The sequence below is a fragment of the Rhizobium sp. BK212 genome (assembly GCF_014197475.1).
Lineage (GTDB): Bacteria > Pseudomonadota > Alphaproteobacteria > Rhizobiales > Rhizobiaceae > Rhizobium > Rhizobium anhuiense.
Genome location: NZ_JACIFS010000001.1, coordinates 944,974 through 969,969, shown reverse-complemented (window position 1 = coordinate 969,969; position 24,996 = coordinate 944,974). Strand labels below are relative to the sequence as shown.

Annotated in this window: 23 protein-coding genes; 5 read left to right on the top strand and 18 right to left on the bottom strand. The window is 62.3% G+C overall.

The features are described 5' to 3' along the window. Positions 1-4: 4 nt before the first annotated feature. The 7 genes from FHT79_RS04630 to FHT79_RS04600 form a co-directional block, all read right to left on the bottom strand. A complete protein-coding gene (locus tag FHT79_RS04630) occupies positions 5-1,213 on the bottom strand; it encodes a glycosyltransferase family protein (RefSeq protein WP_097595627.1) in 1,209 nt (402 codons plus the stop codon). Between the two features lie 96 nt (positions 1,214-1,309). Then, positions 1,310-2,482, bottom strand: a complete 1,173-nt coding sequence (locus FHT79_RS04625; RefSeq protein WP_165932225.1) for an ABC transporter permease — start codon at positions 2,480-2,482, stop codon at positions 1,310-1,312. Beyond that, positions 2,482-3,480 carry an ABC transporter permease gene (locus FHT79_RS04620; protein ID WP_028755865.1) on the bottom strand — a complete coding sequence of 333 codons (999 nt, stop codon included), beginning with the start codon at positions 3,478-3,480 and terminating at the stop codon, positions 2,482-2,484. Before FHT79_RS04620 ends, FHT79_RS04625 begins: the two co-directional genes overlap by 1 nt. A 3-nt stretch (positions 3,481-3,483) precedes the next feature. Continuing rightward, a complete protein-coding gene (locus FHT79_RS04615) occupies positions 3,484-5,391 on the bottom strand; it encodes an ABC transporter substrate-binding protein (protein WP_028755866.1) in 1,908 nt (635 codons plus the stop codon). Beyond that, a complete protein-coding gene (locus FHT79_RS04610) occupies positions 5,391-7,280 on the bottom strand; it encodes an ABC transporter ATP-binding protein (RefSeq protein WP_097595629.1) in 1,890 nt (629 codons plus the stop codon). Before FHT79_RS04610 ends, FHT79_RS04615 begins: the two co-directional genes overlap by 1 nt. Positions 7,281-7,435: 155 nt before the next feature. After that, positions 7,436-8,779 carry an adenylate/guanylate cyclase domain-containing protein gene (locus FHT79_RS04605; protein ID WP_028755868.1) on the bottom strand — a complete coding sequence of 448 codons (1,344 nt, stop codon included), beginning with the start codon at positions 8,777-8,779 and terminating at the stop codon, positions 7,436-7,438. Positions 8,780-8,893: 114 nt separating this feature from the next. Next, on the bottom strand, positions 8,894-9,259 hold the full coding sequence (locus FHT79_RS04600) for a hypothetical protein (protein WP_063475960.1): 366 nt from the start codon (positions 9,257-9,259) through the stop codon (positions 8,894-8,896). Here FHT79_RS04600 and FHT79_RS04595 point away from each other — a divergent pair. Further along, a complete protein-coding gene (locus tag FHT79_RS04595; protein WP_097595630.1) occupies positions 9,252-10,589 on the top strand; it encodes a nucleotide sugar dehydrogenase in 1,338 nt (445 codons plus the stop codon). The two genes, FHT79_RS04600 and FHT79_RS04595, sit on opposite strands and share 8 nt — an antisense overlap. Here the strand turns inward: FHT79_RS04595 and FHT79_RS04590 are convergent. Beyond that, the gene (locus FHT79_RS04590; protein ID WP_063475962.1) at positions 10,579-11,754 is read right to left on the bottom strand and encodes a DUF3095 domain-containing protein; all 1,176 of its coding nucleotides are present in this window, start codon (positions 11,752-11,754) and stop codon (positions 10,579-10,581) included. The genes FHT79_RS04595 and FHT79_RS04590 overlap by 11 nt on opposite strands. 123 nt (positions 11,755-11,877) lie before the next feature. Here FHT79_RS04590 and FHT79_RS04585 point away from each other — a divergent pair, with 123 nt between their 5' ends. Beyond that, positions 11,878-12,357 (top strand): class I SAM-dependent methyltransferase, encoded by a 480-nt coding sequence (locus FHT79_RS04585; RefSeq protein ID WP_028755871.1) that lies wholly within the window; start codon positions 11,878-11,880, stop codon positions 12,355-12,357. Positions 12,358-12,364: 7 nt separating this feature from the next. Here the strand turns inward: FHT79_RS04585 and FHT79_RS04580 are convergent, their stop codons facing one another. Then, positions 12,365-12,820: an Rrf2 family transcriptional regulator gene (locus FHT79_RS04580; RefSeq protein ID WP_097630779.1), complete on the bottom strand. Its 456-nt coding sequence runs from the start codon at positions 12,818-12,820 to the stop codon at positions 12,365-12,367. 132 nt (positions 12,821-12,952) lie between these two features. Here FHT79_RS04580 and FHT79_RS04575 point away from each other — a divergent pair, with 132 nt between their 5' ends. Then, the gene (locus FHT79_RS04575; protein ID WP_183902998.1) at positions 12,953-13,858 is read left to right on the top strand and encodes an NAD(P)/FAD-dependent oxidoreductase; all 906 of its coding nucleotides are present in this window, start codon (positions 12,953-12,955) and stop codon (positions 13,856-13,858) included. 124 nt (positions 13,859-13,982) lie between these two features. Here FHT79_RS04575 and FHT79_RS04570 read toward each other — a convergent pair whose 3' ends face one another. The 3 genes from FHT79_RS04570 to FHT79_RS04560 all read right to left on the bottom strand — a co-directional run bounded on the left by FHT79_RS04570 (position 13,983) and on the right by FHT79_RS04560 (position 17,813). Further along, a complete protein-coding gene (locus FHT79_RS04570) occupies positions 13,983-15,044 on the bottom strand; it encodes an acyltransferase (protein WP_183902997.1) in 1,062 nt (353 codons plus the stop codon). Between the two features lie 172 nt (positions 15,045-15,216). After that, positions 15,217-16,095, bottom strand: coding sequence for an FkbM family methyltransferase (locus FHT79_RS04565; RefSeq protein WP_097595634.1), 879 nt, complete (start codon positions 16,093-16,095; stop codon positions 15,217-15,219). After that, positions 16,095-17,813, bottom strand: coding sequence for an adenylate/guanylate cyclase domain-containing protein (locus FHT79_RS04560; RefSeq protein WP_183902996.1), 1,719 nt, complete (start codon positions 17,811-17,813; stop codon positions 16,095-16,097). Before FHT79_RS04560 ends, FHT79_RS04565 begins: the two co-directional genes overlap by 1 nt. A gap of 181 nt (positions 17,814-17,994) precedes the next feature. Here FHT79_RS04560 and FHT79_RS04555 point away from each other — a divergent pair, with 181 nt between their 5' ends. Further along, positions 17,995-19,086, top strand: coding sequence for a glycosyltransferase family 4 protein (locus tag FHT79_RS04555; protein WP_183902995.1), 1,092 nt, complete (start codon positions 17,995-17,997; stop codon positions 19,084-19,086). Continuing rightward, positions 19,083-19,844 carry a polysaccharide deacetylase family protein gene (locus tag FHT79_RS04550; protein ID WP_183902994.1) on the top strand — a complete coding sequence of 254 codons (762 nt, stop codon included), beginning with the start codon at positions 19,083-19,085 and terminating at the stop codon, positions 19,842-19,844. Before FHT79_RS04555 ends, FHT79_RS04550 begins: the two co-directional genes overlap by 4 nt. Before the next feature lie 41 nt (positions 19,845-19,885). Here FHT79_RS04550 and FHT79_RS04545 read toward each other — a convergent pair whose 3' ends face one another. The 6 genes from FHT79_RS04545 to pcaH form a co-directional block, all read right to left on the bottom strand. After that, the gene (locus FHT79_RS04545) at positions 19,886-20,755 is read right to left on the bottom strand and encodes an alpha/beta hydrolase (RefSeq protein WP_183902993.1); all 870 of its coding nucleotides are present in this window, start codon (positions 20,753-20,755) and stop codon (positions 19,886-19,888) included. 23 nt (positions 20,756-20,778) lie between these two features. Then, positions 20,779-21,153: a GFA family protein gene (locus FHT79_RS04540; protein WP_097595636.1), complete on the bottom strand. Its 375-nt coding sequence runs from the start codon at positions 21,151-21,153 to the stop codon at positions 20,779-20,781. 86 nt (positions 21,154-21,239) lie between these two features. Then, positions 21,240-22,070: an MBL fold metallo-hydrolase gene (locus tag FHT79_RS04535; RefSeq protein ID WP_028756262.1), complete on the bottom strand. Its 831-nt coding sequence runs from the start codon at positions 22,068-22,070 to the stop codon at positions 21,240-21,242. A 326-nt stretch (positions 22,071-22,396) separates the two neighbouring features. After that, on the bottom strand, positions 22,397-23,443 hold the full coding sequence (locus FHT79_RS04530) for a 3-carboxy-cis,cis-muconate cycloisomerase (protein ID WP_183902992.1): 1,047 nt from the start codon (positions 23,441-23,443) through the stop codon (positions 22,397-22,399). Between the two features lie 189 nt (positions 23,444-23,632). Then, positions 23,633-24,244, bottom strand: a complete 612-nt coding sequence (gene pcaG, locus FHT79_RS04525) for a protocatechuate 3,4-dioxygenase subunit alpha (protein WP_183902991.1) — start codon at positions 24,242-24,244, stop codon at positions 23,633-23,635. 2 nt (positions 24,245-24,246) lie between these two features. Then, a complete protein-coding gene (pcaH, locus tag FHT79_RS04520) occupies positions 24,247-24,996 on the bottom strand; it encodes a protocatechuate 3,4-dioxygenase subunit beta (protein WP_047612700.1) in 750 nt (249 codons plus the stop codon).

Sequence of the window (24,996 nt, the reverse complement as noted above, 5' to 3'; positions counted from 1 at the left end):
TGCCCTATTCCGCGCCGACGAGGGAAAGATGGCTGCCGCGGCCGTCAATCCAGCGGGCGACGGTCTGCGAGATGTGGTCCAGCCCTTCGAGACGCATATTGCCGCCGCTCTTCGAAGGCGGCTGGCGGGAGGGCAGGCGCTTCAGCGCCTCGGCCATGATGATCGGGTTGACCGACTGGTCCGGCAGCAGCATGTCGACGAGGCCGAGTTCGCTGGCGCGCTTGGCGCGCAGGAGCTGTTCCTCGCGCGGCTTGACGCGCGGCACGATAAGCGCTGGCTTGTCGAAGGAGAGGATCTCGCAATAGGTGTTATAGCCGCCCATGGCGACGACGCCGGTGGCGCCGTCGATCAGCTCTTCCATGTGATTGTCGAACTCGATCACCTCGATATAGGGGATGGCTTCCCCTTTCTGCACCAGCTTGGCGCGCTCGGCCGCCGGCATATAGGGCCCGAGCACGACGAGCGCCTTCTGCGTCAGCGTCGGATCGGCCTCGTAGGCGTTCATGACGTCGTGGACGAGATCGGAGCCGTCGCCGCCGCCGCCTGTGGTGACGAGGAGGTATTTATCCTTGCGGGCATTGATCGAGGTCTTGCCCTTGGAGACGCTGCGCTGCAGGAAGCCGACGAAATCCATCTTCCGGCGCAGGCTCGCCGGCACGTCGAGGCCGATCAGCGGATCGTAAAAGTCAGGCGGGCCATAGACCCAGACGCTGTCGTAATATTGGTCGATCTTCTGCATGATGCTGTTCTTCTTCCACTCGGCCTCGAGCAGATGCGGCGCATCCATGATCTCGCGCAGGCCGAGCACCAGGACGGTGCCGCGGGCCTTGAGATAGGCGAGCGTATCCTCGACCTCGCCCTTCAGCCCCATCGGCTCCTTGTCGACGATGAAGATATCGGGCTGGAAAGTCTCGGCGGTGTGGCGGATGCTCGATTCGCGCATCTTCAGCGTCTCGTGCAGGTCGATATGGCTGGCGAGCGACGTATATTCGCCGTTGCGCAGCTTGATGACGCTCGGGATCTTCACGAAGTCGACGCGGGCGCGGTAGTCGAAGGCGCCGGCGATCGTGGCACCCGAAATGATCAGAATGTTGAGGCCGCGATAATCCTCGACCAGAGCATGGGCAATGGCGCGACAGCGGCGCAGATGGCCGAGACCGAATGTGTCGTGGCTGTACATGAGGATGCGCGCATCTTCGAGACGTCTGGACATGGGCATCCCTTCTGGGGTGAGCAACATACTTAGCACCCCCACCGTCCGGAGGCCGCAAGGCGGGGGCGGCGCCGTGAGGCGCCGCCGAGCTTTCTGCTATTTGTAGGGATCTGCCGCATCACGCAAGCCGTCTCCCAGAAAGTTGAACGCCAAAATGACAAGAACAACAGGAATGATCGGATAGAGCAGCCAAGGATAAAAGGCGATGACGCTGACGCTTTTTGCTTCGGTGAGCAAAATGCCCCAGCTGGTGATCGGCGGACGAAGGCCGAGGCCGAGGAAGGAGAGCGCGGTTTCGCCGAGGATCATGCCGGGGATCGAAATTGTCGCCGAGGCGATGAGATGCGACATGAAACCCGGCACCAGATGCCGGCCGATGATGCGCGGCGTGCTGGCGCCCATCAGCTGTGCGGCCTGCACGTAATCCTCTTCGCGCAGCGCCAGCAGTTTGGAGCGCACGGCGCGCGCTAGCCCGGTCCAGTCGATGATGCCGAGGATCACCGTGATGCCGAAATAGATGACGATCGGGCTCCACGTCACCGGCATGATGGCGGCCAGCGCCATCCACAGCGGCAGGCTTGGCAGCGACTGCAGCACTTCGATCAGGCGCTGGACGATGAGATCGAAAACGCCGCCCCTATAACCGGCAAGCCCGCCGATGACGATGCCGAGCACGAAGCTGATCGAAATGCCGATCAGGCCGATCGTCAGCGATATCCGCGCTCCGTAGAGGATGCGCGAGAGCACATCGCGGCCGAGCCGGTCGGTGCCGAGCAGGAACATCTGGCCACCGATCGCCGGGCAGACGAGGTGATAGTCGGAGGCGACGACGCCCCAGAACTTGTAGCCATCGCCGCGGCAGAAGAAACGGATCGGCTGCACGTCGTTCGGCCTGTCGGCATAGACGCGATGCAGAGTGTCGATATCGAGCGTCATGCTGCGGCCATAGACGAAGGGCCCGACGAAGCTGCCCTTGTCGAAGAAATGGATGGTCTGCGGCGGCGCATGGATGAAATCGACGTTGCGCGTGTGCAGGCCGTAGGGCGCCAGGAACTCGACGATCAGGATCATCAGGTAGATGGCGGCGAGAAAGATGCCGGAGATCAAGGCCAGCCTGTGCTGCTTGAACTTCCACCACATCAGCTTTTTCTGCGAGGCGAGATGGATGCGCGATTGCGCTGCCGTCATGGTTTCGGTCGCGTGCGGATCGAAGGGCGCGGTCGAGACGTAGTGCGGCAGCGGCGCGCCGGGTGCGGGAAGGGGCGACATTATTTGGTGCTCCTGCCTTGCAGACGGATGCGGGGATCGAGGAAGCCGAGCGCGATGTCGGAGATCAGCACGCCGATGACGTTGAGGAAGGCCAGGAACATCAGGAAGGAGCCGGCGAGATACATGTCCTGGCTCTGCAGCGCCTTGATGAGCATCGGCCCGGTCGTCTCCAGCGACAGCACGATGGCGACGATCTCGGCGCCGGAGATGATCGACGGCAGGATCGAGCCGATATCGGCGACGAAGAAATTGAGTGCCATGCGCAGCGGATATTTGACCAGCGCTTTGAGCGGCGGCAGGCCTTTGGCGCGGGCGGTGACGACATACTGCTTCTGCATCTCGTCGAGCAGGTTGGCGCGCAGCCGCCGGATCATGCCGGCCGTTCCCGCCGTGCCGACGATGATGACCGGGATCCAGAGGTGAGAGAGGATCGATCGTGCCTTCTCCCAGCTCATCGGCGCCGAGATATATTGCTGGTCCATCAGATGGCCGATCGAGACGCCGAACCAGATGTTGGCGAAATACATCAGGATCAGCGCCAGCATGAAATTCGGAATGGCGATGCCCATCAGGCCGAGGAATGTCAGCCCGTAATCACCCCAGCTGTACTGATGCGTGGCCGAATAGATGCCGATCGGAAAAGCGATCAGCCAGGTGAGCAGGATCGTCGTGAAGGAGACGAGGATCGTCAGCCAGAGCCGTTCGCCGACCACGTCGGAGACCGGCAGCTGGTACTCGAAGGAATAGCCGAAATCGCCGTGCAGCATGCCGCCGACCCAGTAGAAATAGCGCACGATTTCCGGCTTGTCGAAGCCGTATTGCTGGCGCATCTCCTCGATTTCCTGGAGATTGGCGGTCTCGCCGGAAGCGCGCAGCTCGGCGATCTGGCTCTCGAAGAAGTCGCCCGGCGGCAGCTCGATGATGGTGAAGACCAGCGCCGAAATGACGAAGAGCGTCGGCACCATGGCGGCGATGCGCCAGAGAATGTATCTGAGCACGCCTCAGGCCTCCTTGTACCAGAATGCATCCGGCATGTAGACGCCGAGATAGGAGGTGGGATCGAAGCCGTAGAGCGCTCTCGCCGGCAGGTTCTGCAGCTTGGCGGCGCGAAGGATCGGCTGCGGCGTGCTGTTGATGAGGCCGATCGAGAACACCTGCTGCGTATAGAGCGACAGCATCTTGTGCCAGATCACCTGACGCTCCTCGAATTTCGGCGCCGCCCCCCATTGGCTGAGCAGGTCGACCAGTTCGGCTGCCTCCGGTAGGTCGGGTGCGACGCCCTCCTGGCCGGCCGAGAGGTAATGCATGCCCCAGAGCGGCCATTGCAGCTGATCGTCGAGCGTCGGCGCAAGTCCCGCAGGCGACATGTCGGCCGTCGGCACGCCATTGTCGAGGCCGTACCAGATCGACATCATGATCGAGCCGCTCATGGCGCGGTTACGGAAGACGTCGCGCTGCGAGGTGCGGGTATAGAGCGCCAGGCCGATATTGGCCCAGTGGTCGTGCACCAGTTCCAGCACGTCGGTGTCGAGATTGCTTTCGCCGGCGGTCTCGACGGTGATCTCGGCGCGCCGCCCGTCCGGCAGCAGCCGGATGCCGTCGTCGCCACGCTTGCTCAAGCCGAGTTCGTCGAGCAGGCGGTTGGCCTCGTCGGCATCGAATTTCACATAGGCATCGGCATATTCCTGCTTGAAGAGCGGGCTGTCGGGCAGGACGGTATCGGCGCTCGGGGTACCGAGACCGTAGAAGGCGACCATGTTGATCTCGTGCCGGTTGATCGCCAGCGACAGCGCCCGGCGCAGGCGCACGTCACGGAAGAGACCGCGCCACACCTCGTCGGCGCAGTTGAGGTTCGGCAACAGCGTGATGCGCGAGCCGCGCGCCAGCTTCCACAGATCGACCTTCACCGGGAAGCGCTTCTCGGCCTCCTTCAGGAAGGTGTAGTCGTTGAAATCGATGCCGGTCGCCTGCAGGTCGGCTTCGCCGGCTCCGGCCTTGGCGGCGATGATCGACGAGGAGGAGACGTTGAGGATGAAACGGTCGAGATAGGGAAGCTGCCTGCCGGTCTCGTCGACGCGGTGGAAGAACGGGTTGCGCTCGAAGACGAACTGCTCGGCCGGCAGCGCCGTCGTATTGCGCCAGGGATCGAGCGTCGGCAGGTTCGGATTTTCCGGACGGTAGGAGCGCGCCATCTTGATGTGCAGATCCTGCCATTTCTTGACGCGATAGGTCTTCATCAGCTCGTCCAGCTTCGCCTGGTCCGGCTGGAATTTCTTGTGGAATTGCTTGAGATAATGACCGGGACCGCAGATGACGAGCGGCAGCGGCCCTGCCAGCGTCGGCAGGAACATCGGGTTGGGTTTTTCCCAGGTGTAGCGCACGGTCAGCGGATCGAGCACTTCGAAGCGCGGCAGGCTGCCGTGCGGGCGAAGCTCCAGAGCGCCGCCGCCCGGGGTCAGCTTGTCGTTCAGGATGACGTCTTCCCACCAGTAGCGGAAATCGTCGGCGGTGAACGGCTGGCCGTCGGACCATTTATGGCCTTCGCGCAGCGTGAAGGTGAAGACTGTGTCCTCCTCGGACTGGAAGGCGGCGAGGATATCCGGCTGGAACTGCAGGTGCTTGTCGTAGCCGACGAGGCGGGCATAGCCGTAGATCGTCATGAAGCGGATGTCGCGCTGGCTGCCGATGATGGTGCGCACCGTGCCGCCGTAGCTGCCGGGTTGAAGCCCCATCTCCTTCAGATTGACGATGCGCGGGCGGGCAGGAATGCGCTCTGCCATCGGCGGCAGGCTGCCGGCTGCGAGCCGCTCCTTCAGGAATTCCGGCTCGCCGGCTTGTTCGGCCCGAAGCACCGCTGGCGCGATTGCCGCACCGACGAGGCCGCCGAGAAACGTGCGACGCGTTACCATCAGCGCAACTCCTTGGCATCGGCGCCCTTGCGGGCGCGCACCAGATGGCCGTCGCCGAGATCGGCATAGGCAAGTTCGGAAGCGTCGTCATGCTCGGCGGTGAAGGTCTTGCCCCAGTTCTGCTTGTCGGCGGCGCCGTTTTCCCGGAGCGCCTTGAAATCGAGCGGCCGGTCAAGATCGGGGAAGGGGACGGCGGCGAGCAGCGATTTCGTATAGGGGTGCACCGGATCGCGCAGGATGATTTCGCGCGGCGCGATCTCGACGATGCGGCCCTTGCACATCACCGCAATGCGGTCGGCCATGTAATCGACGACGGCGAGATTGTGCGAGATGAAGAGATAGGTCAGCCCCAGCTCCTTCTGCAGATCCTTCAACAGGTTGAGGATCTGCGCTTGCACGGAGACGTCGAGGGCCGAGACCGGCTCGTCGAGGATGACGAGCTTCGGGCCGAGCGCGAGAGCGCGCGCGATACCGATGCGCTGGCGCTGGCCGCCCGAGAAACTGTGCGGATAACGGCTGAGATAACGCTTGTCGAGGCCGATGGCCGCCATCAGCCCTTCGACCTTGCGCTTGCGCTCGGCGCTGTCGCCGCGGTCGTGGATCTCGAGGGGTTCGCTCAAGATGTTGCGCACCGTCATGCGCGGCGAGAGCGAGGAGACCGGATCCTGGAACACCATCTGGATCTTGGTGCGCATGTCCTGCAGTTCGGCGCCCTTGACGGAGAGGACGTCGACGACCTCCTTGCCGTCGTTGAACACCACCGCGCCGCCGTCCGGCGTGATGGCGCGCATCAGGATCTTGCTAAGCGTCGTCTTGCCGCAGCCGGATTCCCCGACGAGGCCCAGACATTCGCCGCGGCGAATGTCGAAGCTGACGTCGTCGACGGCGCGCAAGACGGTGGCTTCGTGCTTGCCGAAGAAACTGCGCTTGCGTGTCTTGTAGGTTTTCGAGAGGTTGGCGACGGAAAGCAGGATGCCCGGCGCCTCTGCCTGGAGCGACTTCTTCTTGCCGACGAGGGCTTCGAGATTGACCGTCACATCGCGCAGCGCTTTCAGCCGCTCGCCGGGTTTCATGTCGAAATGCGGAACGGCGGCCATCAGGCCCTTGAGATAGGGATGCTGCGGATTGCGGAAGATATCCTCGACCGGCCCGGCTTCCATGATCTCGCCATGATAGATGACGACCACCTCGTCGGCCATGTTGGCGACGATGCCGAGATCGTGGGTGATGAGCAGCATCGCCATGCCGAGCTTGGCCTGCAGCTCGCGGAGCAATTCGAGGATCTGCGCCTGGATCGTCACGTCGAGCGCCGTCGTCGGCTCGTCGGCGATCAAGAGCGCCGGCTTGCAGATCAGCGCCATGGCGATCATCGCGCGCTGGCGCATGCCGCCGGACAGTTCGAACGGATACATGTCGTAGGTGCGATGCGGATTGGTAAAACCGACCAGGCCGAGCATCTCCTCGGTTTTCTCGCGCGCTTCCTGCTTGTCGACCTCGGTATGGATCAGCAGCACCTCGCTGATCTGGTTGCCGATCGTATGCAGCGGCGAGAGCGAGGTCATCGGCTCCTGGAAGATCGTCGCCATGCGCCGGCCGCGCAGATCGCGCATTTCCTCGCTGTCGCGTGGAAAGGACAGGATATCGGTCGTGCTGCCGTCGAGCGGATCGGTGAACAGGATACGGCCGGAAGCCTTCGCCGGATTGGGCAGGATGCCCATGATCGACTGGCTGATCACCGATTTACCGGAGCCGGATTCACCGACGAGAGCGGTGACCTTGCCCGGAAGGATGCGAAGATTGGCTTCCTTTACGACACGAAGTCGGTCGCCGAAAACCGAGAAGGAGACGTCGAGATTTTCAATACGCAACAAATCGGCCGCAGACGCCATACCAATGAAATTCCCCAGTCTTCTGTGTTCCCGTTAAGGCACACTATCGTACCGCAAACGGGGTGTCTAGCAGATGACAATCACAGGAAAACTGCCGCGTCCCGCCAAAGTTCCCTGAGGCGAAACAAGCAGATTCATGGCGGGGTCTTGGCGTTTTACTGGATGAATTTCTCCATGCTGGTGCGCTTGACCTGTTTCTTGGCGTCGCGATGCAGGAGAATGACCTGCTCGGCCTCGGAAAGTCCGTTCTGCACGGCCTCGCGGAAGCTTTCGTCGACATTGATTTCAGGGGCGGGCGCGCGCGGCTGCAGCACCGTCACTTTCTGGCGGATGCCGCGCAGCTTCTCTTCGCCGAGCGTCGTCCATTCGCCGCCGCAATAACCGGCGAACGCCTGGCTGGCGACGACCTCGCGGCCGTATTTCTTAGTCAGGATCTGCAAACGCTGAACCTCGTTGACCGCCGAGCCGAAGGCGGAGAAGGTCAGGCGGTCCTTGAGGCCAACATTGCCGAACATGACGTTGCCGACATGCAGGCCGATGCCGTAGCCGACCCTGGTCAGGCCTTTCTGCTCGCGGTCCCGGTTGAGTTCGGCGACCCGCGCCTGCGCCTGATGGACGGCCGAAAGGGCTGCTTCGCAGGCAATTTTCGATGGATCCTTGTGGCGCCCGCAGGGATAGACGGCGAGAAAACCATCGCCAAGGAAGCTCAGGATTTCGCCGCCATTGCGGTTGAAGGGGGCGGCGATGGCATCGAAGAACTGGTTCAGCGTGTCGATATAGGCCTGCCGGCCTTCCTTTTCGGCATACATGGTGGATTCGCGCATGTCGCCCATGACGAGGGCTGCGCGGATCGTCTCACCATCGCCGCGGCGGATCTGGCCGTTCAGCACCCGCTTGCCGGCGTCGCCGCCGAGATAGGTGGTCAGCATGTTGTTGGCGAGCTTGCCGAGCACCGCCATCTTGGCGGCAACCGCCAGATGGTTCTGCATCCTGAGCAGCGCATCGATCATGTCGTCGGAAAAGCCGGTGTTATGGTCCGTCGACCAGGAGCCCATCATGCCCTGCACCGAGCCGTCGCCGAAGGGCTGCACGAAGGCCAGGTAATCGGTGATGGCGTCCTTGCGCAGGTCCTCGAAAATGGGAAATTCGTTCGGCCCATCCTGCATCAGCCGGCGGCGGATGTGCTGCAGATTGTTGTCTAGCAGGTAATAATAAGGGCTCTGCAGGAAGCGGTCCGGCTTTTGCCCGGCGGGCATGCGGAAGCCCTCGATGGTGACGCCGCTGGCGCGCCGCCAGGTGAAGCTCAGCGCATCGTAGAGCGGATGCAGCATCGAGAAGGAAAGATGCACGCGCGCAAGCGGCAGCCCCGCAGCGGTGAGCCTTTCGCAGAAACCGCGCACGATGTTTTCAAGCTCGTCTCCGGCCAGCGAAGAGTTCGTCAGCCATTCAGCGACCCGGTCCAACAGGATGGAGGACACGCTGGATTCGATCGTGCTCATTCTCGGTATGATCCTCATAAAGCACGCCATCCCCAAGAGCCAAAAGTCCCTCGGCCGGCACATTTTCATGCGCAGGTCACAGGGAAATCAGGATGTACGAGCGGTATTATTGTGTCAACGATCTGCCGAAAGCCCGGCAGCAGCGCCCCTCAGCTCCCCATGCCGGGGATCGGACGGGTAGTCCTTTCCAGGTGGTTCATTATCAAAAGTCAAAATAGGGATGCTGCAAATGCGAAACAATGGGATCTGGAATTTTTTGTGCGCCCAAGTTGCAGCGAAGGGGCTGGGCGAGTCATTTCGGCCACACCCTGCTGCGACGGTGAGTAACGGCAGCGGGGTGAGGGAGGTAGCCATGGGGGCAAAACGGACAGCAGCATCGCCAGCGATAAGAGGAAGATCCACGCCCGGGTTTAATTTGCCCTGATCATGCATTAGATCAGCGTCTTGAATTTCCCGTTTGAAAGATCCCGCCTTGGCCATCTCCCCCTTCGATATGCTTTTGCAGAAGATCGAAACCCGCACCGCCCGCGCCGGCATTATCGGGCTCGGTTATGTCGGCCTGCCGCTGGCGATCGCGGTGGCGCGCAGCGGCTTTGCCGTCACCGGCTTCGACATCGATCCCGGCAAGATGGTGGCGCTCGATGCCCGCCATTCCTATATCGACGCGGTCAGCGACGAGGCGCTGTCCGCCGAGATCGATGCGGACCGATTCAAGGCGACGACCGATTTCGCCGGCCTTGTCGATTGCGACGTCATCATCATCTGCGTGCCGACGCCGCTGACGAAGCATCGCGATCCCGACCTTTCCTTCGTCGAGGCGACGTCGCGCTCGATCGCCGCGCATCTGCGCCCCGGTCAACTCGTCGTGCTGGAATCGACCACTTATCCCGGCACCACCGATGACGTGGTGAAGGTCATTCTCGAAAGGGCCGGCCTGAAATCCGGCTCGGACTTCTTCGTCGGCTTCTCGCCGGAGCGCGAGGATCCCGGCAATCAGCATTATCATACCGCCACCATCCCGAAGGTCGTCGCCGGCGACGGCGCCGAGGCGCTGGCGCTGATGAAGGCCTTCTACGGTGCGGCGGTGTCGACCGTCGTTCCGGTCTCCTCGAATGCGACGGCCGAGGCCGTGAAGCTCACCGAGAACATCTTCCGGTCGGTCAACATCGCCCTCGTCAACGAGCTGAAGACCGTCTATGCGGCCATGGGTATCGACGTCTGGGAAGTGATCGACGCGGCCAAGACCAAGCCCTTCGGCTATATGCCCTTCTATCCCGGCCCCGGCCTTGGCGGCCATTGCATCCCGATCGACCCCTTCTATCTCACCTGGAAATCGCGCGAATACGAGCTGCCGACCCGCTTCATCGAGCTGGCCGGCGAGATCAATTCGGCAATGCCGCGTTATGTCGTCGGCAAGCTTGCTGAAGCGCTCGACATCCGCGCCGGCAAGGCGCTGAGCCGCAGCCGGGTGCTGGTGCTCGGGCTCGCCTACAAGAAGAACGTCGCCGATATAAGAGAGAGCCCCTCGCTGCGGCTGATCGAGATCATCGAGGAGCGTGGCGGACGGGCGGATTACCACGATCCCTTCGTCGCCGAGATCCCGCCGACGCGCGAATACCAGGCGCTGAAGGGCCGCAAATCGGTGACGCTGACCCCTGATGCCATCGCCGGCTACGATGCGGTGCTGGTCGCGACCGACCACGACCAAGTGGACTATGCGGCGCTGTCGAAAAGCGCGGCCCTGATCGTCGACACGCGCAACGTCTTCAACCGGCTCGGCCTCTCGGCCGGTCATGTCATCAAGGCGTGACGGAAACACTTGAAAAAGACTTGCCGGTCATCTGGCTTGCGGCCACGGCATAACCGCCCGCCGCCCCGTCGATGAAATGCACATGGTCGCGCGAAATCGGCGTCGGCACGAAGCAGGTCATCAGCGCCGACGTCTGCCGATGCAGACCGTAGCGGGCAATGCCCTTGGCGCGAGCCCCTTCCAGCAGCGTCTCGATCCGTTTCAGATGTTCGGCATCGACGTCGACCGTCATCTTCAGCCCGTCGTCGAACTTGCGGAAATCGGAATTGCCGGCGACGTCGCGTTTGTAGCGGCGGGCGTCGAATCTGCCGAGCGGAATGCCGAGCCTGTAGAACACGACCGTGATCGCGAGTTGCAGGAAGATGATGAGTTTCTGCCGCAGTCGCCGGCCTGCCGGCGCGGTGGCCTTGGCTTCGCGATTGATGCCGTGCAGCGAGAAGGCAAGGTTCGGGCCATCCGCCGGCACCGGATGGCTGTCCCGGTTCTGCTCGGTGGTAATGGCGACGATGCCGTTGACAAGATCGCGGAATTCTTCGCCCGGCCGGCCTTCGCCGGGAATCGCGATGATCGAGACGATCTCGCCGTTGCGTGCGTCGATCGGGCTCCAGCGACAGGAGAGGCCGGTGAGATCCGGGCGCGTTCCGGCAGTTGCCCGCTCAACGCCGTAACGGCCGAGCTTCATTTGTCTTTCGGCCCAGCTGGTGCCGCCGCCCCAGAACATCGCGTAGGTCACGTAAGGACTTGCGGCGTAACGCGCGACGCGGACGTCGAGGCCCTCGGCGCGAGTGTCGGCGACCGGCACAATCGCGATGCGCAGCATCAGGTTCAGATCTTCCTCAACCCAGACCTGCACGGCGGCAAGTGCATCGCGCGCCGCCTTCTCCAGCGAGCCGGGCAGCGCGATCAGCGCGCCGTCGCCGCCGAAGACGAAGGGATAATCGCCCTTGCCGACGCCATTCAAGACCGCCGAGATGACGCTGGCGCCCGCCATGTTGACGTCCTTGTAACGGCCGCTGGCGATCGCCTGCGTCGAGCCGACGATGTCGGCCAGCGCCAGCACCCATCCGTCCGGCAGCGGCCGGTAGTTGGCGGCGTCGGTCACGCCCTCGAATTCGCTGAAGAGCGGCACTTCGGCAAAGAAATCTTCATCGGTCACTGTTTTCATATTATCGAGCTTAGCACAGACCCATGTTGCCACTGCAACGCCATTTCCCATATACGGCAATCGACTTGGCGCGGTTTCATGTGTTAGCACGCCCACACGATTTTCATGACGGATACGGATTAGATGAGCCGCCTCGACAGCTTCATTCGCCGGTTGACGGCTCAACGCGACATTCTGAACTCGATCGTCGATCTGGTCGGGGAAATCGAAGGCCCTGTGCTGGAGTTCGGCCTCGGCAACGGCCGCACCTATGATCACCTGCGCGAAAACTTTCCCGGCCGGCGCATCGTCGCCTTCGACTGGGAGGTGCGCTCCTATTCGGCCTCGACACCGGAGGCCGAAGACATGGTGACCGGCAATATCCGCGAATCCGGCCAGGCCTTTGTCGGCATCGGCGCAGCCCTTGCCCATGCCGATATCGGAACCGGCCATGACGAGATCGACGCCGTGACGCTGACCTGGCTGCCGCAACTGATGGCCGGCGTGCTCGCCCAAAACGGCATCGCCGTCAGCGGCCTGCCGCTGGAGCATCCCGAGCTGGTGGCGCTGCCGCTGCCGGAGGGGATTAAGGAAGGGCGGTATTTTCTCTATCGCAGGACATGATCTCCGCTCATGAAGCGCAGGAATAGGATGCGGCAGAGCGCGCAGTGAGTTTTGCCTCGAAGTCGGTAGCGATTTCGTCCAGCGTCACGCTGCCCAGCCGCTGCAGGAGCAGGGACTGGGCTTCCTTCATCGCGTCGCCGAGGGCGATATTCACGGCCTGTTCTACCAGACATTGCGGCTGATCGTCGGCTGGGCCGATGGCGAAGAGATGCGGCTCGCCGATGGCGCGGTAGACGTCGAGCAGGGTGATTTCCGATAAGGGACGCACCAGCGTCCAGCCACCGCCATGGCCCTTTTCGGAGCGGACGTAGCCCTGTTCGCGAAGGCCGGCCATAGTGCGGCGCACGACCACCGGATTGGTGTTCAGCATTTTGGCAATCATTTCGGAAGTCGCCGAGTGCTGGTGCCTATCCATGTGGATCAGCACGTGCAGCATGCGTGAAAGGCGGCTGTCATTGCGCATGGTTTTCTTCCTGTCGATCGGACGGGGCATTATGACAAGTCAATCGTAACAAGACAAGTGACGTGATACTTGACCGCGCCTCTTCATGTAACTTATGATGATTCATGATCGGTAGAGCCAAAGGAGAGTTTCATGTCCTACGAAGTCATCGTCATCGGCGGAAATTTTGCCGGCCTGTCGGCAGCCATGCAGCTTGCCAGGGCGCGGCGGCGCGTGCTGCTCGTCGACGCCGGCGCGCCGCGCAACCGGTTTTCTGAAGCATCGCATGGTTTCCTCGGCCAGGACGGCCAGACGCCGGCAGCGATCATGCGGGAGGGAAAACGGCAGCTTTCACTCTATGCGACCATCACCATCCGCGACGGGAAAGTCGTAAGGGCACAGAGGGATGGTGACGCATTCATCGTCGGCACCGAAGACAGCGGCGAAGAACGAGCCGCGCGCATCGTGCTCGCAACCGGCGTCAGCGACACGCTGCCCGAGATCTCCGGACTGCGGGATCGGTGGGGCCGCTCCGCGCTGCACTGCCCCTATTGCCACGGTTATGAGGTCAGCGGCGGCAAGCTCGGCGTTCTCGCAAACCATCCGCATTCGGCCCATTCGGCCATGATGATTCCCGACTGGGGAGCAACGACCTTTTTCACCCAGGCGCTGTTTGAGCCCGACGAAGAGCAACTGGTGCGGCTGACTGCCCGGGGTGTCCGGATCGAACGCAGCCCTATCGTGGAATTGTTGGGCGACAATCCGAAGCTTGAGGCGGTTCGCCTCGCCGATGGCCGCGTCGTGCCGCTGGACGCGGTGTTCGTCGCGCCGAAAACGACGATGGCGAGCCCGATTGCCGAACAGCTCGGCTGCGCCTTCGACGACGGCCCGTTCGGACCCATCATCCGGATCGCCGATAACAAGGAAACCACCGTCAAGGGTGTCTTTGCCGCCGGCGATGCGGCAAGCGTCATGCACAATGCCACCCTCGCCTCCGCCTCAGGCGTGCTCGCCGGCGTGCACTGCCATCAATCGCTTGTCACGCAGTCGGTCGCATAAGGCAACGGTCAGGGTCCTTCACGTCCACCTCGCAATTCCCGAAGTGAACATCTCAACGCGTTAGACGCCGATCTACCCGAAGGATTCGGATTCCCTGACGTTTGATGGGGATCGATCCATTGGCTCATGCGGTGATCTTGGCCTGCGCGGCCTTCTGGCGATCGGCCCCCCATTTCTGGATCGGCCGTTCCATGAATTTCCAGCTTAGCGCAGAAAAGGCGATTGTCGGGATCGCAACGACGACCAGTTCGACGATCCCCCGCTTCAGCGGATAATCGAACACTTGCCACATAATATGCATCATCAGCCAAAGCATCGGAAAGTGGTAAAGATAACATCCGTAACTAATGCGGCCGAGATAGGCCAAGGGCCGGGCTCCAAGAATGCGATTGAGAATCGGGCTTGTCCCTGAGGCCGTTATGGCAATCAGGATTGCCATTGGCAGCAGCGGAAGAATTTGTAGAAGAAAATCGACGACCACTAGGAACGGTGGACGGCCATCTGTCTCAACGAGTTGCAGGGCACTCCACAGCGCCGCCGGCAGGAGTGCCGCAATGAGGCGAGTTCGGAGCGTGCGTGCCAGCACGCCCGAATAAAAGAAGGTCAACGCCCCCATGCCGAATGCATCAAGCGAGAAGGGAGACCATAAGACCACGTTGTCGGGGTAATAGCCGGCGACATAGCACCCGAGCCAGAATGCCAGCGCAATGGCGGCACCTGCGGCTGCCAGCGCCAAGGATCTGTTTGCGCAGTTGAGGACAACTAGGGGCCAAATGAGATAAAACTGCCATTCGACGGACAGGGTCCAGGTATGGGCAAGCACCCACGGGTTCCAATTCATGGCCATCGCGAACCAGACGTTTGACAAAAAGGCGAGATGATAAAAAAGCCCATCCCGGATCGTGACGAGTCCGATCGCGGCAAGGGCCAGGACCATGGCGTAATAGGTCGGCAGGAGCCTGAGCGCCCTTCGCGCGTAGAATGATCGCAGCGCCGCAAATGTGAACCCCTCGGCGTCGCGCAACGCGACCAGTTTGCCGGTAATCAGGAAGGCACTCAAAATGAAGAACGTTCGCACCGCCAGATCGCCGAGCAAGGAATTTTCGTCGACGAAATGCGTATAGAACACTCCAAGAATGGCAAAAGCCCTGATGCCATCAAGGCCTCGTATCCGATCCGCCTCCATTCCCCACCCGTTCCTTCGCCCGATGGTCATATTCCGCCATGCCCCGGCGGGGCGCAAGAGGACGAAGATCTAGGTAGGTCGCGCAAAAGTGTGCAGCGGTTTCGCGATCATATCATGCGCAAAATCGGCGTTCTAAAGCGCGGTTAGAGACTCTGAAAGATTGCGACCCACTTTAGGGCAGGAACAGCACATTGTACTGATCGAACTCGCCCGGCAGATCCCGCACCTTCATCTCCTCCTCACGGTCCTCGAAGAGCACGAGGCAATCCTCGTAGAATCCCGACAGCATCGATATGAACGCTTTCGTTCCTTCCGGGCCGTAGAAGAGCGGCGTGAACTCCATGTAGAGCGGAACGCGGCGGGCAAGCAGCGGTTGCATCGACCGGCAGGCGACCGGCTCGTAACCCTCGATATCCATCCAGACGAGGCCGATCGCGGCCGGGTCGATCGAAAGGCCGGCAAGGATCTCGGAAACCGGCTTTACCGGCACGCTGATCTTCTTGTCCGCCGGGCTCTGGCGGATGGCGCTGCTCTTGCCGTGATTGTTGAGGTTGAGAAAAAAGTCGATCTCGCCTTCGCTCTCGCCGGCGGCGCAATTGACGAGCCGGACCTTCTCCTCCAGCCGGTTCTGGCGAATGTTGAGGGCAAGCAGCGGGAAATTGCGCGGGTCGGGCTCGATGCTGACGATCCGGGCGTAAGTGCCGCTCAATGCGAAATAGACGGTCTGGGTGCCGATGTTGCCGCCGATCTCCAGCAGCGTCGCATCCTTTCTGAGCAGGCCGCGCTCGCGCAGGATGACGATGAGCCGGTCGACGGCCTCGCGCTCGAAATGGCCCTTCCGGAAGACCTTGCGGCCGATATAGTCGGCGGGCGAGAAGGTCATCCGATGGTCGCCGGCGTCGACCGTCATCGAGACGACGCGCGGGCCGATATTCTCGATCAGCAGGCGACGGCCGAAGCGGGTGTCGAAGAAGCGCGAAGCGGCGGCATTGCGCGCCTTGCGCAGGCGACGGCTCCAATATTTGGCGGTCAGCCAGGGCTTGCCGGGCATCAGTCTTTTCCTTCGAGCGGTTCTGCCGCTTTCTCTCTTGGAATGACGTAGACTTTCAAGGGCAGAGCCCGGCCGCGCACGCTGATTTCACGGCTCTCGATGCCGGCGAGATCAGCACCCGAAAGGTTCGCCACCGGCTCGGAGATGACGATTGCCGCTTCGAATTCCTTGGCGGCGGTCTCGAGCCGGCTCGCCACATTCACGGTATCGCCGATCGCCGTCATGCTGCGCACCCGCCCATATCCCATCGTGCCGACGACGGCCGGGCCGGTATGAATGCCGATGGCGATGCGCAGCGGCAGCGCCAGTTCGTCGGCGAGCTCTGCGGCGAGCTTCTCGATCTCGGCAACGATCGCTGCTGCTGCGTTGAGCGCCTGGCGGCAGGCTTCCTCCGGCGCGGTGCTGAGGCCGAACAGCGCCATGGCGCCGTCGCCGATGAACTTGTCCAGCCGTCCGCCCGCCTGCTCCACTGCCTTGCCGATTATGGCGAAATAGCGGTTCAGCAGGAAGACGACGTCGAAGGGCAGGCGGGTTTCCGTCAGCGTGGTGAAATGGCGGATATCGACGAACAGCACGGCGATCTCGCGCTCGCGGCCGGGGCTCGTCTCCTGACTGTTGGCGGGAAGAGCGGCCTCGGTCGCCGGCACGAGAAGCGGCGCAACCGCGACGTTGTGGTTCGGACGAAGCTGGCAGGCGAGCCGGACATCCGGGCCGGCATTGATGCGTCTCAATGTCGTCTGTTCCATCTTGTCGGGGGCCGGCAGGCTGTCGTAGTCGCCAAGGATCTGCACACGGCAGGTGGAGCACTGCCCCTTGCCGCCGCAGACGGCATAATGCGGCAGGCCGCCGAGCCGGCTTGCTTCCAGCACCGAGAAGCCGCGCGGCACACGGATCACCTCGCCGCCCGGATAATTGACGGCGACCTGGTCAAGCCGCTCCTTCAGCTTGCGCCGGGCGCGGGCCATGACGACGATCAGCAGCGAGGCCGAGAAGGCGCCGTAGAGCCCGGCACGGATCATGGCGACCTGACGGTGAACTTCCGGGTTTGAGATGTAACGGGTGTTGACGCCCTCCTTGTAGGCGCTGATCGTCATTGCCTGCTGGTAGGATGGGTCGGCGAGCGTTCGGCCCATTTCGACGAAGCCGAGCAACGAAAGCACCGGCACGAGGATCGCAAGCGCCAACAGGAGGGGCGCAAAATCCGGATACCAGGGCCGATAGCGCAGCCAGAAATGGATGCCGATGCAGCCATGGATCCAGACGGCGACGACAGCGAAGCCCTGCCGCAATCCGTTCGCCGGATTCCTGATCCAGAGCATGCTGACGACCGCCTCATAGTCATCGATGTAGCCGTAGAACTCGTGGGCGATACGCGTGCCGATGACATGATCGAGGAGCAGCAGCGGGATCATCAAGCCGAGCACGATCTGCGCCATTTCCCCCTTCGGCATCACGAGGCTGCGTCTGACATAGATGGCGCGCAGCACCAGCGCGATATGGATGAGGACCGCCGAATAGAAGATGGTCGTCCCCAGAGGATTGCGCCAGATCATCAGGAAAAGATGGGCGGCTTTATCGGCGGCGGAGACCGAAATCAGGCCGATCGCATGGTTTGACAAATGCAGCAGGACGAAGATGAAAATGACGAGGCCGGAACCGAGCCTCGCCCTTCTGATCGCACGCTCCGAAAAAATCCCTGTGGCCGAGACCGTCGTCATTCATTCCCGTTCTTGTCGATGTAACCGCAGGCCCATAGAGATTGAGAAAGAGGCGGAATTGCTTCGATCGCGATCACATTCCATATGCTTATGCGCAAGTTTTAATGAAGGGGACAATAGCGGAATTTTTCGTGATAGCACGAGTGCCTGATGTAAACAGTCTGTCTTATGTGAGGTGTCAATGCGGGTGGCTTTCTACGCGCCGATGAAATCGCCGAACCATCCGGTGCCTTCAGGCGACCGGCTGATGGCACGGCTGTTGATCCGGGCGCTGGAACTTGCCGGACACGAGGTCGAGGTCGCTTCCGAATTCCGCGCCTATGCCTCGACACCGGAAGCCGCAGCGGAGCTCGAACCCGCCGTCCACACCGAACTGGAGCGGCTGCGGTTGGCATGGAAATCCGCGCCGCGGCCGGATCTCTGGTTCTGCTACCACCCCTATTACAAATCGCCCGATCCCTTCGGGCCTGTCCTCTCTGCCGAATTCGCCATTCCCTATGTCACCGCCGAAGCCTCCTATGCGGCAAAACGCAACGCGAGCGGCTGGGCCGCGTCGCAGAAGCGCGTGGGCGCGGCGATCATGCAGGCGGCGGTCAATATCAGCTTCACCGAGCGTGACCAGGCAGGACTTGCCTCCGCCCTTCCGCAGGCGCGCCTTGCTCGTCTGAAACCCTTCATCGATACGACGCTGTTTGAAACGATTTCGCCGGAGCCCGATCGGCGCCGGCTGATGACGGTCGCGATGATGCGGGCCGGCGACAAGATAGACAGTTATGCGATGCTCGCAAAAGCATTGCGGCTGATCGAAGACCGGCCCTGGACGCTTGCCGTCATCGGCGATGGTCCGATCCGCCACGAGGTGCAGGCGCTGTTTGCCGATCTTCCCGGCCGCGTCGAATGGCTGGGCGAGCGGAATGCCGTCGAGATTGCCGAGTTGCTCGGACGCGGCGGCCTCTATGTCTGGCCCGGTTGCGGCGAGGCCTATGGCCTTGCCTATCTGGAAGCCCAGGCCGCCGGCCTGCCCGTCGTCGCGCAAAGAACGGCGGGCGTGCCCGCGGTGGTCGAGGCTGGCGTGACCGGCCTGCTGACAGCGGATGGCGATGTCGTGGCCTATGCCGGCGCCGTGGCCGCCCTGCTTGACGACAGGCAAAGGCGCGACGCCATGGGGCAGGCGGCACGGCGCTTCGTGCTCAGGGAGCGTTCGCTTCCCAACGCGGCGCGAGTGTTGAACGGAATTTTGCAGGACAATCTGGGAATGGGAGCGACGGGATGACCGACAAGATGGCCTGGGAGCCTTTGCGGCGCGAGCTTGACCGCTGGCAGGCGGCCGGCCGCGTGGCGCGGTTCTGGCTGCGGGATGACGATGCCGTCGAACCGACGCCGGCACTGGAGACACTGACGGCGCTCGCGGGCGAAAGCAACGTTCCGCTGACGCTCGCGGTTATTCCCGCCCTGACCGGCGAGGCCTTGGCCGCGCGCCTAGGGGAGGAAACAGCCATAACGGTTGCGGTGCATGGCTGGTCTCATACGAACCATGTGGGGCCGGAAAAAAAGAAGCAGGAACTCGGCGGCGAACGCCCGGCGGATGTCGTGCTCGGCGAGTTGCGGGAAGGCTTCCGGCTGTTGCAGCTGTTGCATCCGGCCCGCTTCCTGCCGATGCTGGTGCCGCCTTGGAACCGGATCGACGCTAGTCTTATCCCGGCGCTGCCGGGCCTCGGATTTACCGCCCTTTCGGTTTATGGGCGGGCAAGGCAGGATGGCCCGGTGCCGCTGCTCAACACCCATGTCGACATCATCGACTGGCACGGCACGCGCGGCGGACGGGGCGAGGCGGAATTGGTGGCCGACCTGGTAGCGGAGCTCCGCGATCGGTTTGCCGGCAGCGAGGAACCTGTCGGCGTGCTCACTCACCATCTGGTGCACGATGTGGCCGCATGGGACTTCCTGTCGGCCTTGTTTGCAGTGACGGGCCGGCATGCGGCCGTCCGCTGGTCATCGGCGTCGGAGCTGCTTGAGCATGTCGCGCAATAGTGTGCCGCGGTTTTGCGATAACGACATGCGTAAAAACAAGATCAGGCGGCGTGAACGCGCCCGAGGAAGTCTCGCATGAGTGCGACGACGTCATCGAGATGCGTCTCGAGCAGCCAGTGGCCGCCGCCCAGCAGATGCAGTTCGGCATCCGGCAGATCTCGCAGATAGGCTCGCGCCGATTTTTCCGGCATGTAGTGGTCGTTGGGACCCCAGACGATCAAGGTCGCAGGCTGGTATTCCCGCAGGTATTTCCGGTGTTCCGGAAACCAGGCCCGGTTCTCCTTCAATCCGGCGATCAGGTCGATGGCGATTTCCTTGCGCCGCGGCGTGGTCAGCGACCAATGCAGCTTCCAGAGATCGGGCGGGACGGTACCGGCCAGAGCCGGCGGCAGATCGTTGAGGAATTCATCCCTGAAGGTGTCCTCGCTGACCGCTTCCGCCAGCGCCGTCCTCATCTCCGAAATTGGAAGCGTCCACGTCGCCTCGATATCGGCATACTTGGGTCCGAGGGCATCCTCATAGGGGATGTCGCCATTCTGGATGATGAGCGCCACGATGCGCCGAGGCTCTTTGATTGCCAGCCGCGCGCCGATAGGCGACCCGAAATCGTGCAGGTAGAGGACGAAGCGGTCGATATTGACGGCGTCGATAAAGGCCTGCAGCCAGGCGGCATAACCATCGAAGCTGTAGTCGAAATCGTCAGGCGTGCCGCTATAGCCCGCGCCAGGGAAATCCGGTGCGATCAGGCGCCAGCGGTCGGCAAGGCGCGGCATGAGATTGCGAAATTCATAGGACGAGCAGGGGTAACCGTGCGGCAGCAGCAAGACCGGAGCATCCGGCCGACCGGCCTCGCGGTAAAAAGTCTCGATGCCTGCGACCGTGATCGAGCGATGCCGGACGAGAGCGGACATCGGGAAGCTTCCGACGCTGCCGCTCACTTTCGATCCCCTTCATGCTGCTCGGCGCCCTCTACCGGCCGCAGCCAGGGCTCGCGGCGCTTGATCCAGAGTTCGTAGCGCGGCACAAGCGGCGTCGGGGCATCGGACAGGATACCGAGCTTGATTTCCGCCTCTTCGTCATCGGCGGAAAACAGCCGCGAACCACAGCCGGTGCAAAAATGGCGACCTCGGAACTCGGCGGTTTCCCCAGAATGTTCGAATTGGTCGGCTGGCCAGATCCCGTAAAAGGTAAAGGCCGAACCGCTTTCTTTCCTGCAGTCGGTGCAATGACAGATCCCGACGCGCAAAGGTTCGCCTCGAACAGAGATCTGCACTTGCCCGCAAAGGCACTTTCCGGAAAACACGGTCATAGCTGGTCCCCGCGCAATGGTTTACCTGCCGGGAAACGGCCTGATCCAGCATCTGTTCCGTCAGCAAGCTGAGGTTTCGCGGGTTGCTAGATCACCACGGTCTGATTGTCGCGGGCGGCAAAGGATTCGGGGAAGGCGGCCTGCGCCTGCGCTTCCATCTCAGCCAGCTGTTCGTCGGTGCGCGAGGGGGCGTGGTGGAAGAGCGCGAAGCGCTTGGCGCCCGCCATCTTCGCAAGCTCGGTGCCGTGCTGCCAGGTCGAATGGCCGAAGCCCTTGAAACGCTGCATCTCGTCTTCATTGTAGGTGCAGTCGTAGACGACGAGATCGGCGTCCTGCATCATCTCCAGTGAGACCGGATCATAAGCGCCCGGAATATGTTCGATGTCATAGACGAGAGCGATCGAACGGCCCTGCCATTCGACGCGGTAGCCGATGGCGCCGCCCGGATGGTTCAGCATGAAGGTCTTGATCGCGATGCCTTCGTGGGGGGTCAGAACCTGACCGGGATGGAAGTCGCGGAAGTTCATCGTCGCCTGACAGATGTCGGTCTTGACGGGAAACCAGGGCGGGCTGATGAACTGATCGACCATTTCCCGCGTGCTCATCTTGCCGTCGAGGTGGCCGGACCAGATGTTGACGTTGATCGAGGGGTAATAGATCGCCTTGAAGAAGGGCAGGCCGATGATGTGGTCATAGTGGCAGTGGCTGAAGAACAGGTCCACGTCGCTGACGCCGTCGGCGAGCAGCGACAGCCCCGCCTCGCGCAGGCCGGAGCCCGCGTCGAAGATCATCCGATGTTTTCCGCAGCGAATTTCGATGCAGGAAGTGTTACCGCCGTAGCGATCGAACTCGGGGCCCGACACTGGAATACTGCCACGGACGCCCCAAAATTTTACCTGAAACAGTTCTGTCGTCATCGTTCTTCAAACCGGCCTTCCCGCGTCGCCATCGTAGTCATTGTTTATCCCGATGCGAAGCAGTAGAATTCCACGGGTTTGCCTGCGCCCCCTTTCATTCTCCTAACCGCTAGCGGAAGAAGAAGTAGATTTTCCTAAGCAATCGGCTTTCGCTTCGGAAAGCAAGCCGGTTTGGTTGGTTTTCGGTAAACGGGCTGCTGGGGCGGGGCGTTTTCCGCAAGTCATGCCTATTAGATGGTTGCGCGCGATTGAAAAAACAATTGCTGCCTCCTCAGGCCCAGATCCACTGCATGCCTTTATCAAGATCGTGGCACGCCAGCGCGGCGTCAGGCAGTTCCAAGCCTTTTGATATTTCCTATGAGGTCCGCGGCGAGACGCAACGAGGCGGCGGTTGCCATGGTCATTTGCGGCAGCAGCAGCCATTCGAGCGTCCAGGCAGCGCCTGAGCGTTCCTGCTCGTGGACGAGGGACTGGTGGATGCCCGAGAGAACAGTGGCATTGAAGCGGGCGAGCGAGATCAGGACTTCGGCGGAAACCGGGTTCTGCTTGTGCGCCATCGCCGACGAGGTGCCGCCGCCGGCAATTTCGATTTCGCCGCCGGCCTGGGCGAGCAGCGCGATATCCTGGCCTATCTTACCGAGGCTGCCCGATATCGACGCGAACAGGCCGGCGATATCGGCGATCGGCAGACGCCCGCTCTGCCATTGCGTTGCGTCGGCAAGGCCGAGTTCCTGGGCGAGCGAGGCGCGAACGGCTGCGGCCTGCGACCCGAGCTTATCAAGCGTGCCGGCCGCACCGCCGAACTGGACGGGAAAACTCTGCTCGGTCAGGCGGTCGCGATAGGTCGCGAGCGGCGTGCGCCAGGCTTCGAGGCGATCGGTGACGGTGATGGGGATCGCCGCCTGCATGCGGGTATGGCCCATCAGCCGGTTTTGGCCGAACTGGCCGTCGAGCGCATCGAGCCCTTTGAGGATGGCGGAAAGCCGGCCGGCAAACAGGAAGACGACGGCCTTCAGGCGGACCATCAGGCTGGTATCGATGACATCCTGGCTGGTGGCGCCGAGATGGAGACTCTTGGCCGCCTCCTCGCCGACAGCGGTGCGCAGCTGCTTGATGAGTTCGGGGATGACGACACCGTCCCTTGCCGTTGCCGATCGAAGGCTGGCCAGATCGGGCGAGAAGGCGGGGCAGATTTCGGTGATGCGCCTTGCTGCTTCGGCGGGGATGAGGCCATGGCCGGCTTCGGCCCTGGCGAGCGCGGCCTCGAAGGAGAGCATGGCGCGGATATCGGCCTCGGCGGAAAAATAGGAGGCGATTTCACCGTCGCCGAGCAGGCCGGAAAGGAAGGGGTGGTCGAAGGGCGATGCGGTCATGATTGTCTCGCTTTGCTGGCCCCTCATCCGGCTGCCGCCACCTTCTCCCTATTGGGACGGGACTGCGGTGGCGTCCGCGCTTTATGGGCAGGTAATCTCGCGTGGGCACGTCCCTCTCCCCTCGGGGAGAGGGACGGTGAGGGGGAGGCTACTTGCACAGGGCTTTCCGAACAAGCCACCGGCATACCCTCAGATATCGAGAAATACCGTTTCCTTGGGACCCTGCAGATGGATGTCGAAATGGCAGGTCGCGCCGTCGCGGGTGGCGACCATCGTTGCGACGCGCTCGCGATGTTCGATGCGGGACAGCAGCGGGTCGGCGGCGTTGGCCTCCGTCTCCTCCGGGAAATACATACGCGTATGCAGGCCGATATTGATGCCGCGGGCGACGATCCAGAAGGTGATGTGCGGGGCTTGTCTACGGCCGTCCTTTAAGGGGACACGGCCGGGCTTGACGGTCTCGAAGCTGTAGACGCCATCCTCGGCGCGGGTCGGGCAGCGGCCCCAGCCGGTGAAATTCGGATCGGCGGTTCCGCGCATTTCCGAAGGGCTGTTGTAGAGGCCGGCGCTGTCGGCCTGCCAGATCTCGATAACGGCATCGCGCACCAATGCGCCGGCGCCATCGAAGATCCGGCCGCTGACGGTGATGCGTTCGCCGAGCGTCTTGTCATTGACCATCTCGATGCCGAGATCGGTGTCGTAGACGCCCTTTATGTCGCAGAAATTCGGCGTCAGGCCGATATGGACATAGGGGCCTGCCGTCTGCGACGGGGTTTCCTTGAGATAGCCGAGCTGTTGCATGGTCAGTTGCCCTCCAGCCTGTTTTCGAACATCGTCGAGCGGCGGCCGCGCAGCACGATATCGAATTTATAGGCGCGTGAATCCATCGGGATCGTGTTGCCCCAGTCGAGCGGCGCGATCAGCTGCTCGATCGCCGCCTTGTCGGGGATCGTGCCGACGATCGGACATTTCCAGATCATCGGATCGCCCTCGAAATACATCTGGGTGATCAGGCGCTGGGCAAAGCCGTGGCCGAAGATCGAGAAATGGATATGGGCCGGCCGCCAATCGTTGACGCCGTTCGGCCAGGGATAGGCGCCGGGGCGGACGGTGCGAAAGGAGTAACGGCCTTCCTCGTCGGTGATGGCGCGGCCGCAGCCGCCGAAATTCGGGTCGATCGCCGCAAGATAGGTTTCCTTCTTGTGGCGATAGCGGCCGCCGGCATTGGCCTGCCAGAACTCGACCAGGGCGCCGGCAACCGGCTTGGCACGTTCGTCGAGCACCCGGCCATGGACGATGATGCGTTCGCCGATAGCGCTTTCGCCGGGGCGCGCATAATTCAGGATCAGGTCGTTGTCGAGTTCGCCGATCATCGAATGGCCGAAGACCGGACCGGTGGTTTCGGAAACCGTGCCGTCGAGCGACAGCAGCGCACGCTGCGGCGCGCGCAGCACGGAGGTCTTGTAGCCGGGAGTCAGCGCCGGCGCATGCCAGGCACGGTCGCGGCCGAAGAAGGCGCCGGTCTCGGGTTTGCGATTTGCTCGTTCGGACAT